At 31.5% G+C, this 19,107-nt stretch carries 12 protein-coding genes; 3 read left to right on the top strand and 9 right to left on the bottom strand.

The genetic code is table 11. The features are described from left to right. Positions 1–98 precede the first annotated feature (98 nt). The 3 genes from ACO6OL_RS02575 to ACO6OL_RS02585 form a co-directional block, all read right to left on the bottom strand. Complete coding sequence (locus ACO6OL_RS02575; protein ID WP_316446856.1) at positions 99–1,205, bottom strand: BMP family lipoprotein; 1,107 nt, start codon at positions 1,203–1,205, stop codon at positions 99–101. A 596-nt stretch (positions 1,206–1,801) separates the two neighbouring features. Continuing rightward, positions 1,802–2,905: a BMP family lipoprotein gene (locus ACO6OL_RS02580; RefSeq protein ID WP_485502013.1), complete on the bottom strand. Its 1,104-nt coding sequence runs from the start codon at positions 2,903–2,905 to the stop codon at positions 1,802–1,804. A 441-nt stretch (positions 2,906–3,346) separates the two neighbouring features. Next, positions 3,347–4,462, bottom strand: a complete 1,116-nt coding sequence (locus ACO6OL_RS02585; protein WP_485502014.1) for a BMP family lipoprotein — start codon at positions 4,460–4,462, stop codon at positions 3,347–3,349. A gap of 304 nt (positions 4,463–4,766) precedes the next feature. Between ACO6OL_RS02585 and ACO6OL_RS02590 the strand changes: the two genes are divergently transcribed. Both ACO6OL_RS02590 and ACO6OL_RS02595 read left to right on the top strand, forming a co-directional pair. Further along, on the top strand, positions 4,767–5,591 hold the full coding sequence (locus ACO6OL_RS02590; protein ID WP_485502015.1) for a purine-nucleoside phosphorylase: 825 nt from the start codon (positions 4,767–4,769) through the stop codon (positions 5,589–5,591). Positions 5,592–5,606: 15 nt separating this feature from the next. Further along, complete coding sequence (locus ACO6OL_RS02595) at positions 5,607–6,032, top strand: HIT family protein (RefSeq protein WP_299323444.1); 426 nt, start codon at positions 5,607–5,609, stop codon at positions 6,030–6,032. Between the two features lie 248 nt (positions 6,033–6,280). Here ACO6OL_RS02595 and ACO6OL_RS02600 read toward each other — a convergent pair whose 3' ends face one another. The 3 genes from ACO6OL_RS02600 to nrdD all read right to left on the bottom strand — a co-directional run bounded on the left by ACO6OL_RS02600 (position 6,281) and on the right by nrdD (position 13,558). Beyond that, entirely contained in the window at positions 6,281–9,994 is a 3,714-nt protein-coding gene (locus tag ACO6OL_RS02600; RefSeq protein ID WP_485502016.1) for a hypothetical protein, read from the bottom strand. Between the two features lie 404 nt (positions 9,995–10,398). Continuing rightward, positions 10,399–11,058, bottom strand: coding sequence for a hypothetical protein (locus ACO6OL_RS02605; RefSeq protein WP_485502017.1), 660 nt, complete (start codon positions 11,056–11,058; stop codon positions 10,399–10,401). 316 nt (positions 11,059–11,374) lie between these two features. Next, positions 11,375–13,558: an anaerobic ribonucleoside-triphosphate reductase gene (nrdD, locus tag ACO6OL_RS02610; RefSeq protein WP_485502018.1), complete on the bottom strand. Its 2,184-nt coding sequence runs from the start codon at positions 13,556–13,558 to the stop codon at positions 11,375–11,377. A gap of 405 nt (positions 13,559–13,963) precedes the next feature. Here nrdD and ACO6OL_RS02615 point away from each other — a divergent pair, with 405 nt between their 5' ends. Beyond that, a complete protein-coding gene (locus tag ACO6OL_RS02615) occupies positions 13,964–14,656 on the top strand; it encodes a GTP pyrophosphokinase (RefSeq protein WP_314159876.1) in 693 nt (230 codons plus the stop codon). A 57-nt stretch (positions 14,657–14,713) separates the two neighbouring features. Here the strand turns inward: ACO6OL_RS02615 and ACO6OL_RS02620 are convergent, their stop codons facing one another. The 3 genes from ACO6OL_RS02620 to grdC form a co-directional block, all read right to left on the bottom strand. Next, positions 14,714–16,084, bottom strand: coding sequence for an APC family permease (locus tag ACO6OL_RS02620; protein ID WP_485502019.1), 1,371 nt, complete (start codon positions 16,082–16,084; stop codon positions 14,714–14,716). 301 nt (positions 16,085–16,385) lie between these two features. Next, positions 16,386–17,528, bottom strand: coding sequence for a glycine/sarcosine/betaine reductase complex component C subunit alpha (gene grdD / locus ACO6OL_RS02625; RefSeq protein ID WP_314159878.1), 1,143 nt, complete (start codon positions 17,526–17,528; stop codon positions 16,386–16,388). Positions 17,529–17,538: 10 nt separating this feature from the next. Continuing rightward, the gene (grdC, locus tag ACO6OL_RS02630; protein ID WP_314159879.1) at positions 17,539–19,062 is read right to left on the bottom strand and encodes a glycine/sarcosine/betaine reductase complex component C subunit beta; all 1,524 of its coding nucleotides are present in this window, start codon (positions 19,060–19,062) and stop codon (positions 17,539–17,541) included. Positions 19,063–19,107 lie beyond the last annotated feature (45 nt).

The following is a 19,107-nucleotide window of genomic DNA, read 5'->3' on the forward strand; positions in this document are numbered from 1 at the left end:
TAGCATAGCTTCCTCCTAATTTTCAAAATCAACCGAATTTGACAAAGAACCAAAAGACCTAGCATTTGCTAGGCCTTTTTACTATAAATTTTTTAAAATTAAAGTTCTCCGTCGATATTAGCTTTATCAGCTACACCAGCTGCATCAGCTGCAACTGTTGCTTTTCCAGCTTTAAGATCTTCAACAACTGTTTTAATTTTAGCTTTGATATCATCGCTTAAGTTAGGGTTTTCTGCTGGAAGTCCAACACCATCTTCTTTAATAGTGAAGACTTTAGCTGTTCCACCTTCAAATTTGTTAGCTTTGATAGCGTCTAAGATGTTAGCAACTGCTACGTCGATACGTTTAACAGCTGAAGTTAAGATAACTGATTTTTCAACATCTTTTCCGTCTTTATCTTTAGCTTTGAATACACCTTCAGAATATTGGTCTTTATCTACACCAACGATCCAGTGTTTAACTTCTCCACTTTCTTTAAGATCTTTAGCAGCTCTTTCTTGAGCTTCTTTAATAGATCCACTACCAGTTCCACCAGCCGCTACGAAGATTACGTCAGCACCAGCATCAAACATAGTTGCTGCTAAAGTTTTACCTTTGTTAGTGTCATTGAATGAACCACTGTAGTTGTAAACAACTTTGATGTCTTTTTTAGCTGCTTTAGCACCTTGAACGAATCCAACACCAAATTTAACTACTGCAGGAATTTTAGCTCCACCAATGTATCCAACTTTACCAGTTTTTGATTGTAAAGCTGCTGCATATCCAGCTAAATATCCAGCTTCGTGTTCTGAGAATGTTACAGAAGCAACGTTTTTGTTTTGAACTACACCATCGATGAAAATGAATTTTTTATCTGCAAATGAATCTGCAACTTTTGGTAATTCTTTTTCAAAGTAGAAACCAGCTAATGAAATTACATCAGAAGCTTTTGCTGCGTTTTGTAAGTTAGCTGCAATATCACTTTGGTTTTTAGTTTCGATTGGGTTAAGTGCTTTTCCACCATTTTTTTCAGCCCAAGCTTTTACAGTTTCAACGTTACTTTGGTTAAAACTTTTATCTTTTGCTCCACCTTCGTCAGTTACAACACCGATTTTTAATCCAGAGTTGTTAGAAGATGAATTTCCGTTAGATGATTTAGAAGAACATCCAACAATAATTAATGCTGCTGATAAAACAACTGCTATTAACGAAAATACCTTTTTCATAAATAAAAAGTCTCCTTTATTTGTATATTGTTTATATCTAAATAATACCACATTATCTTTGAAACTTCAATGATTTATTTTTGAAATGTTAACATTTTTTTATAATGTTCGTTTTATAATTATAAAAAGCTATAAAAACAACATTCATAGCTTATATCATATCTATTCTCCTTTATTTCCATAGAATTATTTTATAATTATAAAGCATTTTCAAAACATTAATAACGTTTACAATTTAATACGAATTTTTATACATTATTAATTATTACACATTAATTGAATAAATTAAAATAAAACTATAAATAAGGTCTTATTAAAGAGTTGAAACTTTACGAACATTAAAATACATTACTCTTATTATAAACAATTATTACACATTAATAACCTTAGTCAAATAAAAAATGGGAGTGACTCAAAAATCGTGATTTCGGAGAAACAAGATTTTGAGGAGTCAGCCCCGCACAGTTTATTAGATATCTAAAAAACTTTTATAAAGCGAATTTAGATATCAATAAACCCCTGCGTCTATGAGTTAGCATATGACATTTGTTTAATTTTAGGACTTTTAGGTCAACCCCATTCTACGTTAAATTTTATTATAATTCACCGTCAATATTATTTTTATCAGTTAATTTATCAGCTTCAGCTATAACTAGCTCTTTACCAGCTTTTAGCTCTGCCATTTTATTTTTGATTTTTGATTTAGTTTCATCATTTAAGTTAGGATTTTCTAAAGTTAATTCAATTCCATCTTCTTTAATAGTAAAGATATGTTCTTTTCCACCTTCGAATTTCCCTGCTTTAATGCTGTCTAATACATTTTTAACCGCAACATCCACACGTTTAATAACCGATGCTACAACTACAGATTTTTCAACATCTTTCCCATCTTTGCCCTTAGCTTTAAAGACTCCATCAGTATATTGGTCTTTATCAACACCTACAATCCAGTGTTTGATTTCTCCACTTTCTTTTAGATCTTGCATAGCTCTTTCTTGTGCTTCTTTAATAGCTCCATTACCTGTTCCACCTGCTGCTACGAAGATTACATCAGCTCCTGTATCGTACATAGTTGCTGCAATTGTTTTACCTTTATTTGTATCGCTAAATAATCCACTGTAGTTATATACTACTTTAATATCTTTATTTGCTGCTTTTGCGCCTTGTACAAATCCAATTCCAAATCTTGCTACTGTAGGAATTTTGGCTCCACCGATAAATCCAACTTTCCCAGTTTTAGATTGTAATGCCGCTGCATATCCTGCTAAATATCCTGCTTCTTGTTCCGCAAAAGTCACAGAAGCTACGTTAGCTTTTTCCACTACACCATCGATAAAAATATACTTTTTATCTGGGAAGGCATCTGCCATTTTTGGTAATTCTTTTTCAAAATAAAAACCTGCTAATGAAATTACATCAGCTGCTTTTGATGCACTTTGCATATTTGCTGCTAGGTCTGAATGATTTTTTGTTTCAACTGGAGTTAATGCCTTACCACCATTTTTTTCAACCCATGAAGTTAGTGTTTCTGCATTACTTTGGTTAAAGCTCTTATCTTTTGCCCCACCTTCATCAGTTACGACAACAACTTTTAAATTAGACTTATTAGTTAAGTTGTCTTTTGACGATTTAGACGAACATCCTGTAATAACTAAAATAGCAGATAATATTATCGCTATAAATGAAAATAATTTTCTCATATTAAATATTAATCTCCTTACGATTAGAAATTGTTTCAAAAAAAGATAATATCATATATTTAAGATTAATGTCAAATCTATATAAAGTTCTATAATTCGACTCCATTTAACGTTCGGTTTTTTCTAAAAACGTTATCTTTCTTTATATTTAAAGATTTTAAAAGTTACACTATTTTCGTCTATATTTGTACACAATTTATTATTCTACATAAAAATATTATCGCTTTTTTAAAAATACAGTAACGTTGCCATATACTATACTCTAATATCAAAGAATCATTTAGTGCCCAAAGATTTTACAACTACAGTTAAAATAATAAAATTTTTCTAATTTCTTTTGTTTTTAAAAGTTCGTTTAAATGTCTCTAAAAAATAGGAACCACCTATAACGATGATTCCTACTAATTAATATTTATAAACAGTTCCTATAATAAATGTCTACTATAATTCCCCTTCGATATTTGTAGCTGCCCCTTTAGCTTTAAGTTCATCTCCAGTAGCTACTACTTCAACTTTACCTGATTTTAGTTCTTCGATAGCACTAGCAACTTTTGTTTTAACTTCATCACTTAAGTTAGGATTTTCTTTTGGAATTCCTACACCATTTTCTTTAATACCAAAGACATGTTCACCTTTTGTAAATTTACCTTCTTTGATTTCATTTAATATTTTAGTAACTGCTACTTCAATATTTTTAACAGCAGAAGTTAAGATAGCAGATTTTTGATATTCTTTTCCGTCTTTATCTTTCCCTTTAAAAATACCTTCTTCGTATTGATCTTTATCTACTCCTACAACCCAGTGTTTAATCTCTCCACTCTTAGCCATATCGATAATACCGCGTTCTTTAGCTTCTGAGATTACACCATTACCAGTATTACCCGCAGCAACGAAAATTACATCCGCACCTGAGTCATACATAGTAGCTGCTAATGTTTTACCTTTGTTTGTATCTGAAAAAGTTCCGCTATAATTATACATTACTTTAATATCACTTTTAGCCGCTTTAGCACCTTGTACAAACCCAATACCAAATCGCTCTACTGGTGGAATTTTAGTCCCTCCAATATATCCAACTTTTCCTGTTTTAGATTGTAAAGCTGCAATATATCCAGCTAAATAACCAGCTTCTTGTTCCTTAAAGATTAATGAAGCAATATTAGGCGCATCAACAAAAGTATCAACATACATGAATTTTTTATCTTTATATTGTTCCGCTACTTTTGGAATTTCTTTTTCAAATTCATAACCAGCTAAAGAAATAATATCAGATACTTTTGCTGCATTTTGTAAATTAGAAGTTAAATCCGATTGAGTTTTCGTTTCTAAAACAACTGGCTCTTTTGCACCATTAGCTTTCGTCCACGCTTGAATTGCCTCTACGTTAGCTTGGTTAAAACTCTTATCTTTTGCTCCACCTTCACCAGTTACAACACCAATCTTATAGGCATTCTTGCCATCAGATTTCGTATCATTCTTAGCATTCTTTGAAGAACAACCAACAACAATTAATGATAATGCAACTAGAATTACAAAAATAGTACGTAATTTTTTCATAATGTCCTCCTAAAAATCTTTATGTACTAAGTACATAGTACAATATTTTTAAAACGCTTGCAAATGTTTTTTTGAACTTTTTTAAAATTTTTTAAACACAACTAAATTTTTGATTAAATAAATCATAGTCTTATAGCAGTTATTGATGTTCATTTTTATATTTCAATCGCATCATTAAAAATTACATAAACTCATTTATATTAATAATACAAACGTTGATAATTATTAATATAAAATTATATATTTTCTGAATTTTTTATGCTATAATAACTTTGATAAAGCATTTTCAGGAGGAATTTATATTATGACATATTATGAAAATATTGTAGAGACGGCAAACTACATCAAAAAATATTTTGGAGAACAAATTGACTACGCGGTAGTATTAGGAAGTGGAATCACTTTAGAATTAAAAGATCAACAAGAACTTGGCTACGAAGCTATTCCACTTTTTCCAGGAAATAAACACGCTAACCGTGTTAAAGGACATGCAAATAAACTAACTTTCGGAAAAATTTCTGGGAAAAATGTATTAGTATTAAATGGACGTCTTCACTATTACGAAGGATACAGCATGAAAGATGTTGCCTTTATGACATATGTTGTTAAACATCTTGGAGTAAAAGGATTATTCATTACAAATGCTTGCGGTGCTATCAACACAGACTTCAGTGAAGGAGATATCGTATGTCTTGATGACTTCATCTCACTTGTAAACAATAACCCTCTAATGGGAGAGAATGACCCACGTCTAGGTGAAAGATTTGTTGACATGACAACTCCTTTCGATTCGTACTTAGTTGAGACTTTACACAATTCTGCAAAAAAATTAGACTTTACTTTACACACTGGTGTTTACGGATTCTTCCAAGGTCCTTACTTCGAAACACGCGCAGAGATTCGTGCATTTAAAACTATGGGATGTAACCTTGTAGGTATGTCTACAGTACCAGAAGTAATCGCAGCGAACCACGCATCACTTCCAGTTGCAGTATTAGCTTGTGCAACTAATATGGCTACAGGAATTCAAGAGAAAAAACACGACCACGAACACGTATTACAAACTGCACAAAAAATTAGTGTAAACCTGAAAAAACTTTTAATAGAAACATTAGAAAACTTAAAATAATAAGGAGTAAAAATTATGGAAAAAACTATTTTTGAAAAAATTATCGATGGAGAAATCCCAAGTTACAAAGTGTATGAAGATGAGCATGTATACAGCTTTCTAGATGTATTCCCTATCACAAAAGGACACACTCTAGTAATTCCCAAAAAACACAGTAGAAATATTTTTGACTGCGATCCTGAAACAGCTGCTAACATTGGACGTGTTCTTCCGAAAATTGCTAACGCAGTAAAAGAAGCCTATGGTTGCGACGGAGTAAATATCTTCCAAAATAACGAAGAATATGCTGGACAAAGTGTCTTCCACCTTCACTTCCACATCGTACCAAGATATAAAGATAAAGATGTAAACTTCGATAATTTAGAAGTTAAATGGCCACCTCAAAAAGTTGAGCCTGCTGAATTCGAAGAAATTAGAAAAGCAATTGCTGATAGGTTATAAGAAAAAATAACTAGATAATTATAAATTATACACCCTCTTTATTGAACAAAATAATAACCAATAAAGAGGGATTTTTATGCAATATAATTATGAATTAAACAAAATGGATGCTCCCTGTACAATACAAGCTAGCATCCATATATATAATTAAATATTATAAACTAGTAAATTTTGATTTTTACAGAGTTTTATTCATACTCCCAATACCTTTCCTAGAATTATTTAAAATTCTAAAAAACTGTGCTTCATTACTTAGAAAGTTTACGTCTAACAACAACCCCTACTAATGCAATTAAACTCAATCCTAAGACAGCGGTTCTAGATGAAGTCATACCTGTTGCAGGTAATCCTCCTCCTTTTTTAATTTCATCTTTTTGTTCAAAATCATTTTGTTTGAAGTGCACATCATTTCTAGTTAATTTATCACCTTTAAGTGCAGTTAAATCAAACTGAGGTACTTCATTAATAGCTGGTTTATTAGCTTCTAATACTTTTAATGCTTCTAATAGTTCTTCATGATCAGCTAATAAAGCTTTTAATCCTTCAACAAGGTAAGGTTCAGCACCGTTTTCTTCAGCATCCTTGATTTGTTCTTTAACTTTTGAAATTTCTGTCTCGACTGTTGGAATATCTAGTTTAGGTAAACTTTGAACAGCGGGTTTATTAGCTTCTAATATCTTAAGTGCTTCTTCAAGTTTTTCTAAATCAGCTGTTAATTTTTCTGCATCAGCAGGAGAGAGTGTTTTTAATTGCTCTTTTATTTTAGAAATCTCAGCTTCAATTTTTAACTTATCAACATTACCTAACTCAGGAACGTCATTTATAGGTGCTGTATCCGGTTTAGAAGATTCAAGAACTTCTACCTTATTATCAGGTTTTACCACTTCAGCTTTAGGCTTTTCTTCTTTCGGTTTTTCTACTTCAGTTTTTGGTTTCTCTTCTTTTGGTTTTTCTACTTCAGCTTTAGGTTTCTCTTCTTTTGGTTTTTCTACTTCAGCTTTAGGTTTCTCTTCTTTTGGTTTCTCCACTTCAGTTTCTGGTTTCTTATCTTCTGGTTTATCAGTATCTTTTGCAGTTACTATAACTTTAACATTAACTTTTAAATCTTTATCGTTTCTTATATTTTCTCCATGAACTACTTTCCCTGTTACTTCATATTCTCCTGGAGTATTGACATCAACATTCGTTAAATCATATTCAACAGGTAATGTTACATCTATAGTATCAGTTGAGCCTAAATTCCCTACAGCTCTAAATGTTGCATTATTGCTAGATGCTGCAGAGGCTTTTTTCTCAGCAACTACTAATGTAAAGAATTTTTCACCCGCTTCTTCTACATTTAAAGCATCTTCTGAATTTACTTGAACAGAAGATATTTCTCCTTTAAATGTTTTAACATTGAACTTATCTCTAAATCTATAACTATTCACTAAATCATACTTATCAGATTTTAGTGTTAAGGTAAATGTATCATCAATCCCTTGCGCTTTGTAAGTATACACACCGTTATTAAATTTAAGTAAAATATCCTGATTATTAGGACTCGTCACACTTAAACTTAATGCCTCTGTTAATTCCTTACCATTCTGATCTACAATCTTATAATTTATACTAACATTATTTCTAGCATCTTTTTTTACACCTATTCTACTATCTGTATGAACTTCTGGTTTTACTGGTTTAGTATTATCAGTAGGCGATTCAATTTTAGGGGTGGTTACTGCATTATCTTTAAGGTTTTTAACTTGAATAACAAATATTTCTTTATTTGTTATTTTCCCTTCTTTACTAAAGTTTTCTTTTATATTATCTTTAGATATATAAGAAAAACTATTAGCATTAGGCAATTTAGGGTTGTATACAGTTGTGAATGAATATGACCCTACTAACTGGTATTTCGAAGAATTCAGGCTAATTCTAAACACTAAATCTTCTCCTGCACTTTTGAATTTATAAAGTCCATTTTCAAATATCGATTGTTTTGAATCATATTCTCCAGAGGCAACTAAAGGTGCATCTAACTCAACTGCCTTCCCGTTCTCATCTATTACTTTATAAATGATTTGATTATCCACTATGCCTAATCCAGTTGTATCAAGTGGTTGATTTTTTTTATTATCTGCTCCTGTTTTTGGCGCAGATGGATTTGTTCCTGGTTTTGGTGCAGATGGATTTGTTCCTGCTTCTGTTCCTGGTTTTGATGCCGGTGGATTTGTTCCTGTCTCTGTTCCTGGTTTTACTGTTGTCGAATTATTATTTTCAGCTAATCCTTTATCAATATTTGCTACTAAGTATTTAGAAATATCATCTGCTTTTACAACATCTATTGCTCCATTACTACCTTTTATATTACCAACCCTATTATATCTTGTATTATAAAACTCAAATACTTTCTTCCCATTATAATTTAGTGAATATGGTACATATGGAACTACAGCATCACTAGCTTTAACTTCAATAATTTCATTAGCAACTGTATATTTTTTCCCTGTACTTGAAACTAATTCAATCCCTTCAATCACCGAAGCTCCTTCACTACTAACAACAGCTATTCTTAAAATATCTGAATTTGAATTTCTTGAAATTTCACCCTTAGAATCTTTTTTATCTAATTTGACCCTAACCTTAACATTCTTCGGTAATTTATCCAATAAATTTTCGCCAGCTTTAATTTTAACATCAGCTAGTTTTGCTATTTTCTCGATTGAACCATTTATTTGATTTAATCTAATATCTTCGAATAAAGTATTTTCAACGTTATCTTTTGCTTGTAATTCTTCTTTATATTTTTCTAAAGTTTTTACAGCTACTTCGCTGAAAAATTTTTTCACGTTAGAATCAGCATTTAATAAACTATCAATAGTAGCTACATCTTCTTTTCCATAAATACCTTTATTTAATTTATTAAATAACTCTTTTGCCTTCAGATAATTCTCAGGAGATTTCACTATATTATTTTTATTTTCTTGAATCCAAACCTCTTGTAATCCTCGTAAAGATAATAATGATTCAAAGTTTGTAATATTATTATTTGTTGCATGGAATTTATTTAATTTTTTAAAATTTTTAACTACATCTATGTTATCAATATCATTATTAGATACACCTAATTCTTCTAATTTAGTTAGTCTATTCAATTTTGAAATATCTTTTATTCTAGATTTACTTGTATCAGTAATCCATGTTTTCACAGTAGAATCCAATAATAATGTTTTTAAATTAACTAAATCCTCTAAAGCAGTTACATCCGCAAATTCATTGTGTTCCAAGTTTAGATATTCTAAATTTATCATTTTACTTGCAAAACTAACACTATTTATTTTAGCAGCACCCAGATTCAGTGATTTCAACTTCACAAGATTTTCTAACTCATTTACATTTATAGGTTCCGCTTTAAATAAATTTAAATATTCTAGATTTGTTAATTTCGCTAAAGGCGAAAGATCTTTTATACCATGACCATTTTTTGCTACATTTCTCAAATCAAGATATTTTAATTTAGTCAGATTGGCTAACGGAGAGATATCACCAAACGCTTGATTTACCATACTTAACTTTTCAAGATTCTCAGCATATTGTAAACCTTCAAGACTTTTAACTCTAACGCCATGTTCCGAATTGTCATGAGCCTGACACACTTCTGGTGAAAGATACCTTATTCTTCTCAAATCTCTCTTTGTGATTACTGCATTATCAACATCTTTGTAGTTCATAAGTTCACAAATACCACGACGTAAATTATAATCTGGAATCTCTACCTTTTCATTATCGTCTACCTTATGTTCAAGTTGACTATCTGGAATAAGAGCATTAATAATTTCATCTTTACTAATATTCCCAGTATTAGCAAGTGTGACTTCTCCTTCTGTGGCATATATATTCTGTATTCCATTCATTGGAATCAACATACTACACATTGATATTGAAATTAGTGATGTTAATAGTTTTTTATTTGCTTTCATAATTCTCCTCCTTTAAATAATCACCTTACAAATTTATTGTAATACAGGCATCGATTCTTAATCAAGTAATTATCTATATAAATATGAATTGGAAATTATTTATAAAGTTAGGAATATATAAAAAATATAATTATATTTACCAATCTCTCATTATCTACTAAACGCTTATAAATTACAGCTATCATGCGATGCGAAAAATTATTTAAAACAAGTGATTTTAACTTTAAAATAATTAAAAAGTATCTAAATTATAAATATTTTTTATCAAAAAAAATAATCCAGAAATGAGAATTGTTATCATACTCCGAATTTATTATAGAACTACTATATTATTTATTTTATAAAAAGAACCGAGGCTAAAGAGATATTTCTCCATGCCTCGATTCCATCATATATCATCTATACTATTTATTTCCTTCTTTTGAAGCGAATAAAGAAACGATAGAATCTAGAGTTGTTTTTGGTTTTTCCTCAACTTCCTCTTCTAATTCTTCATGTACTTCTTCTGCTTTTTCAATAACTGGAGCTACAGCCTCATGAATTTCTTCAAATGTAGGCTCTACTTTTTCTTCGTATTGCTCTACTGCCGCTTCTTTTACATTCTCCACAACTTCTTCCGTTTTCTCAAAAGCAGGCTCAGCAGCTGGAACAACAATTTCTTTTACTTCTTCTACAACTGGTGCAATAGTTCCTTCTAATTGTTCAACTGCAGGTTCTGTAGCTTCTCTCACATCTTCTACTGTTTCAGTTACTTCTGCTACTACTTCTTCTTTAACCTCTTTAGCTTTAGCTCCTAATTCTACAAAGCTTTCTTCTACTTCCGCAACTTCTTCAGATGCTGTTAATTCTTCTAATTTTTCTTTAGCAAGATCTTTTTCTTCCTGCGCTTGTGCTTCTAACTCCTGAATTTTATCATTAACAATTTCTGTTAATCTATCAATACCATTTCTAGCATTTTCTTTTAATAACTCTTTGTGTTTCTCTAACTCTTTAGGATTTTTATAATAATAAGCTCCTATTGCACTTATCGCTCCTAATAAAGCACCTTTAAATATTTTACCCATGTATAAATTCCTCCTAATTTCTTATCAGTATTGATTTTATCAAAAAAATTGAATAATGTAAAGGATTTAAAGGTTTTTTATTGTTTTAGATTAATTTTTTTATTCTCTTTAAACTTTAAAAATTATAGAAACTGACCCAAAAGTCCTAAAATTTAACAAAGTTCATATAAGAACTCATAGACGCAGTGGTTTATTGATATCTAAATTCGCTTTATAAAAACTTTTTAGATATCTAATAAACTATCCCGGGAGGACTCAACAAAATCTTGTTTCTAGAAACCACGATTTTTGAGTCACTCCCTATTAAAAGTTATTTTTATTTTAAATGTTTTACCCTTGCTACAATTTCTTTATGACGACCTTTAATCATAGGACGCGCTTGAGGATTTCCTAAATAACCACATGTTCTTTTAACCACATCGCAGCTTTTCGGATCTCTATTCCCACATTCTGGGCATTTAAATCCTTTTTTAGTTGGCTCAAATTCTCCCTCATATCCACATTTATAACAACGATCAATCGGTGTATTTGTACCTAAATATCCTACCTTGTCATAAGCATAATCCCATACCGCTTCTAGCGCCCTTGGATTTTGTTTTAATACTGGGTATTCACAATAATGAATAAATCCACCACTTGCATAATATGGATAATCTTTTTCAAAATCTAATTTTTCAAATGGAGTCGGGTTCTTTCTTACATCATAATGATACGAGTTTGTATAATATTCTTTATCTGTAATATTTTCTACAATACCAAACTTCTCAGTATCCATTCGACAGAATCTATCAGTTAGAGACTCACTAGGTGTTGAATAAATACTATACCAATAGTCTCCCTCTTCTGTCCACTTATCTACACTCTCTTTCATATAACGCATGATATCAAGAGTAAATTCTTTTGCTTCGGGATTTTTCTCCCATTCCCCACCATAAAAGACACTTGCCACTTCATATAAACCTATATACCCCAATGATAATGTAGAACGTTTATTGTCAAATAATTGTTTTACCCTGTCTTCAGGTTTAAGACGTTTCCCAAACGCACCGTGCATGTAAAGAATAGGTGCATTTTGCGGTTTTGCCTCACCACAGCGTTTTGCTCTGTAATCAAGTGCATCTTTGCAAATTTCTAACCTCTCTTTAAAAATTTCCCAGAACTCGTTCTTATTACCTTTTGATTCTAAAGCTATTCTAGGAAGATTTAACGTTACTACCCCAAGATTCATACGCCCACTTTCCACAAGTTCACCTTGTTCATTTCTCCAAGCAGGTAAGAACGATCTACAACCCATAGGAGTTTTACAACTACCAGTAATCTTCGTAATAGTATCATACATAAGTACATCTGGATACATTCTTTGAGTTGCGCATGACAACGCAAGTTGTTTCACATCATAATTAGGATCTGTTGGTTTTAAATTTAAGCCATCTTTAATAACAAAAATTAACTTAGGGAAAATAGCCGTTCTTTTCTCTTTTCCTAATCCTTCTATTCTTACCTTAAGTATCGCTTTTTGAATTTCTTTTTCAAAATAGTCCTCACCTAACCCGAAACCTAATGATGTAAATGGTGTTTGTCCTTGTGATGAGTATAATGTATTAATTTCATATTCTAAAGATTGCATTGCATCAAAAATATCTTTTTTAGTCTTTTGTTTAGCAAATTCCTTTTGTTTTTCCTCATCATCAATCCACTCTTGAGCCATTTTTAAATTCTTTTCATAGTTTAATTTTGCGAACGGTGCAAGTACCTCGTCAATTCTATCAGCACTACATCCACCGTACTGGCTTGATGCAACATTAGCAATAATCTGAGCCATTTGAGCTGTTGCTGTTTGAATACTCTTAGGACTATCTACATCAGCATTCCCAATTTTAAAACCTTTTGTTAACATCTCTTTAAAGTCAATTAAACAACAGTTTGTCAATGGTTGATAAGGTGAGTAATCTAAGTCATGATAGTGAATTTCTCCTTTTTGATGTGCATTAGCAACATGTTTCGGCAACATTTTAAGACCTATTGCTTTAGCAACAATACCACTCGTTAAATCTCTATGTGTATTAAACACCAAACTGTCTTTATTAGCATTCTCATTTACTACATTCTCATCACGATTAACGAGTTTCTCAATAGCTACATTTATATCTAGACTGCGTTCACGTTCAATATCACGCATACTTCTATAGCCTACATACTCTTCATATATTGCTTCTTCACCTAAAGTAAGCAGTGTGTGCTCAACAATATTTTGAAGTTCATAAATTTTAATATCACCTTTAAATCTATTAGCAATCTCTAAAATTACGTTATCCACAATACCATTAATATTAACACTATGGTTTTTACCAAATACTGAATGTACCGCTTTTTCTATCGCCTTATAGATTTTTTCAGCATCAAACCTAACTATACGCCCATCCCTTTTTATAACTAGTAAATTTTTAGTTAAACTATCAACTTTCGCCTTTGTATATGAATATAAATTATTATTTTGCATGTTATCCCTCATTTCGATATAATTTTAGATTCATAAAAACATTATAATACTATCTTATCTCAAAAATTTCTTCCTGTCTACAACATTTATTTCCGGGAAATCCAAAAAGCTTATTAGCTAGCCTTTTACTCTAATTGTGAATTTTTTTAGCTCTTCTGTTTTTATAACCATAATCTAAAAACCTTATTATATCAACTTTAACAAGGGTTGACATATGCTTCTGTAACAATTTTCAACATATGAAATATATGATACAGTTTTCTACTTCCCTTATCTTATACTAGTTGAAAATGATGTTCAAAAAGTTCACTTCAACCTAAAAAATTTATTTTTCATTACTTAAACTATATTTTAATATAACAATTTATGATAAAATTATAGTAAATAATAAAGTGAGAAATGTATATGAAAAAAACACAAATTGAAAAATTAACAGAACAATTATTTTCTATAGAAAATAACAATTCGCTCCTAATAAATGAATTAGAACCCTATGTAGAATTATTTATGCACTACGAATGTGCAATGCTTGAAATTGAAACAAAACTAAATGTTTTTGATAAGGAATTTTCTTTACACGGAGAGAGTAATCCAATCGAATCCGTGAACACTAGATTAAAGACTCCAATGAGCCTAATGAATAAACTTAAACGTTTAGGTTTACCATTTGATATAAATACAATAAAAGAAAACATCTATGATGTTGCTGGTGTGCGTGTTATATGTTCATTTAAAAATGATGTTTATAAACTTGTAGATGCCTTAAAACAACAAGATGATCTTACAGTTATAGCTGAAAAAGACTATATTAAAAATCACAAAGAAAATGGCTATAGAAGTTATCACCTTATCGTTAAGGTACCAATCTTCTTATCAGATAAAGTAGAATACATTGCTGTTGAGGTTCAATTTAGAACAATCGCAATGGATTTCTGGGCTAGCTTAGAACACAAACTTAGATACAAGAAAAACCTAAGTGAAGAAAAAGAAAAAGAAATAGAGCGTCGTCTTCAACTCTGTGCAGATATAAGTGCTAAACTAGACAACCAAATGCAAAAGGTTAAAGAAATAATAGAAGATGATTCGCAATTCTTATAAAAAAATCTTGGATATTAGACATAACTAATATCCAAGATTTTTAATTTTATTATCAACTTATCTTTCCTTACTATGATTTACAGAATAAGCAAAATAAATTGCTAAACCTACTAAAATCCAACATCCAAAAATTTTCCAGGTTGACAATTGAATACCATATAATAATATGATAAATAATAATATTGATATTATTGATAAGTAAGGCATTCCTGGCATAGTAAATCCACGCTTCACGTTAGGATAATTCTTTCTAATAGCAAAGGTTGAGTAACTAACCAACGCAAATGCTATTATGTACGAGACATTAGCTAAATCAGCTAATTGTCCCAGTGGCAAGAATCCTGTTAAAATAGCCATTAATAAACCAACTCCAATTGTTGTTGGACCAGGGACACCACTTTTATTTAAGGTCGATAACTGTTTTGGTAATAATCCATCTCTGCTCATTGTAAATAATATTCTAACCGCAGCAAACATTGTTCCCAAAGGTCCAGATAAGAGACCTATAACTGCTCCTAAAGAAACTATTCCCGCTACCTTAGCTTGACCAACTACTCCAAGAACATACGCTAATGCATCACCTTTCCCTAATTGACTAAATGGTACCATTCCCGTTATTACTAAACAAACAATTATATAAAATACTGTACAAATTAATAACGTAATAATAATTGATCTAGGAAGAGACTTTTGCGGGTTTACAGTCTCTTCAGCTGAAGTCGAGATAGTATCAAAACCTAAATACGCGAAAAACACCGTTGTCGCTCCTATCATTATCCCCGATATTCCTTGTGGTACAAAATTATCAGTCCAATTCGTCGGAGTAACATAAAACATACCTACAAGAACGAATAGTAAAATAACAATAATCTTAACAGCAACCATTAAATTATTCACAAACTTACTACTATTTGTCCCTTTAAATAAGACTATCATTATTAGTAAAACTACAGTAATTGCTAAGATATTTCCATAGCCGCCTTCGCTAGGTAATGTTGTATATTCCTTAGGTATTACAACTCCAAAGCCTTCCAATAACGATTTAAAATAACTTGACCAACCATTAGCTATCGCAGCTCCTGCTATGATATAGCTTCCTGCTAAAAGCCAGCCCATACAATGAGCAACTACTTCTCCTAGTGTAATATAACTATATGTATACACACTACCACTAGATGGAATAGTTGAAGATAATTCAGCATAACATAATGCTGTAAGCCCACATGCTAGTCCAGCAATTAAAAACGAGAATATTACCGATGGTCCTACCTTAGATGCTACTTCACCAGTTAGTACCAATATACCTGAACCAATAACAGAACCTATACCAAGAAAAATTAAATCCATAGTTCTTAGGGTTGGCTTCAACATCTTCTTACCTCTTTCTCCTAGTACCCTTTCTAATGTTTTTTTTCTAAATATTTGCATTAATAAAAAAATCTCCTTTCGTTAGAACTTATTAATTCTAACAATTTTTCTCCATTTCAAAATCTTCCAATTTTATATTATACAGTGCGAAGTTAATTTAATCAAATTACTCTATTATCAAAAATTCTTAAAAAATTAATATAACACTATTGCTTATATACCCCATTTATTTCATACCTCTTCAGAAATTAAAAACACCCTCTTTACTGGAAATTATTTCATCCAATAAAAAGGGTATTTATTAATTGTTTAAACCTTACGGCTTTTCCTTCTCTAAGAAACCAATCTGCCTATCTTTAGATTATGAAATAAGCCCTTCATTTTTAAGAATTTCTTCTGCTGAATCTTTCTTATCAGGATTTACTAAAACTATCGGTCCAGTACATCCCATTCCACTCTCAGCATATATTCCATTTTTCCAAAGTAGTTTAGTTGCATCTTCAAGATCTAGAATATCTATACCTGAAATTTGTGCAGTAACTACTTCTTTATCTGGCATTTTTACCTCTTCAGTAGTTGCTGAGCCTTCTTTTTTAATTTTCAATTTAGAAATGAATTCATCAAGTTTAGCTTTATTAGCTTTTTCAAATTCTTGTCTTGCTATTTCGTTTACTTTACCTTTGGCTACTTCATAAGCGTATTTCAATGCATTGGCAACAACAGGTGAACCAGATGCTCTTGATAAGATTAAAATTCTTCTATCGTAATCTTCTCCTACACCAGGTCCATATCCAAATCCACTAGCTTCATAATCCCCACCAGTAGTGAACGCTGAGAATACTTTCATGAATAAGTTACCAGTTAATGAATCAACAACCATAACATCAGGAGTTCCCATAAGTAAATCATTACCTCTCATTACAGAACCACCATCCGCTCTTTGAGATGTTGCAAATTCAAATTCATAACCATTCTCTTTAAGGTCTAATAAAATTTTTTCAACTTGTCTAGCACCTTCAACATTCGCTATACCAACAGTAGGATTAGATTTTCCAAGCGATTTAGCAGTTGCAATACCGTAAAGTGTATTTCTTACCATTGCTTCAACTCTGTTAGTAGCTGAAGTCCCTGTTGTTGTTGCAAGAAGCATTTCATTACCTCTTCCAGGTGTAACAACTCTACCAACTGTTGATACACCGATAGGGAAATTATAATGCATAGTTACACAAGAAGCTATTTCACCTTTATCTAATAGGTCTTCCATAATTTTGTGAGCTTCATCTTCATCTTTAGCTTCATACGATTCAAAGTCCTCATGTCCCTTACCTATTAAAACTATGTCGAATACAGGATTTTTAGCTAATATTGCACCGTTAAGTAAGTTCTCAAAGCCATGTTCACTTCCTAAAGTTGTTAAACCAACTTTTAATTTTTTACCAAAGTTACCAGTTTCAATGGCATTAGCTACTTCTAGCAATACTTCTGATATAACTTGTTTACTCATAGTATCACCCCTATTCTTCTAACATTTCTTGGGAAATTTTTCTCATTGATTCTGCAATAATTTTTCTTATTTCATCTTTAGAAATTCCTGCAGATTCTCCTTCTACATTACCGCTGTTTCTTTCAACTACAATAGATACTCCATCAAATAAGTTTGTCATTCTTCCTAAGAATAGACTACCTTTACCTACGATCATAGCACGGTTTTTATCACCTTTTGTTAAGTCATCAATTAAGAATCCTACATAAGGTACTCCTGAAGGAATGTGTCCTTGTGTTGGAGCCCAACCAGGTAAACCTTTAGCTTCGATAAATGTTTTAAGTTCTTTTTTCTCAATATCTCCACGCATTGCAGCTAATGCCGCAATCATTTTGTAGTTAGCTTCTGGAACGTTACCTGCTCCAGCAGCTTTTGTGATGTCTGGGTTTTGCATCTCTACAGAGAATACATCAACATCTGTAATTTTCAATTTAGCTTTATCTAATGGATCAGCTACTAAAGCTCCCATTACAGCTTGTGGTGAAGATCCTGTTCCTACATTGTGTTTTCCGACCATATCAGTTCTAATGATTGGATTTACTCCATCATTTTCACTAATAAGAACAGCAAATCCACCTAGAACATCTTCTAGAACTGGAAGACCTTTTTTAACGTGGTCTTTACCATTCATACCTAATTTAGCACTTGCTCCACCAGCAACTACTAATACATTTTTGTATACTCCAGCTTTTACTAAAGATGAAGCACTGATTAATGCGTGAGTTGGTGCAGCACAGAAACCTCTTAAGTCAGATCCAGTAGCGTTAACTAAACCTACAACTTCTGCAATTGCTTTAGCGAAGTTACCACCACCACGCTGGTTAATATCCCCACAAGCTTCTTCAGAACATTCTACAACATAGTCAATATCAGCTGGGTTTACACCAGAATTACGTAATAATTCTAATGCAGCAACAACTCCAGAAGCTTTAACTACTAGATTTTCGAATATAACGTGAGCATTTAAGTTCACATCAACATCGTGAGCTTTTTTAACATAACCAACTACTTTTCCTTCATGAACTAAATCTTCGAATGATTCTTCATTATCACTTAAGTCAGATCCTTCTAATTTTTCGAATAAAGGAGCTAGCTCTTTGAAGTTTTCCTCTATTTTAGGACGAACAGCGGCTACAAACTCTTCTGATAGTTTAACTAAGTCAAAAGCATCACAAAGTTTCATTAATGCTAAAAACTCATCTTGTGGGACAATTTGTCCAAATTTACCGTGTCGTTCACCTTTTTCATCTTTAATATCATACCAAGGCATTGGATATGTATTTAATTGTTCAGGTGTTTTATTACCAATATACACTTGGTTAGGTAAATAGTTAACCACTTCTTCATATGTACGAATATGGTTATTTACTTCTTTTAAAAACTCTGAATCTGGATTCGTAACTCTTTCTACAGAAGCAGTCGATCCATTTCTTACTATCATATCTGGTGTATGAACAAGAATGTATCCTGCTCCCTTAAATACTGGATAATTCATAGCTATATCGTGCTGAGGGTATAAACATACCCTCAGCTCCCCTTT

It is taken from the genome of Gemella sp. (assembly GCF_057272915.1).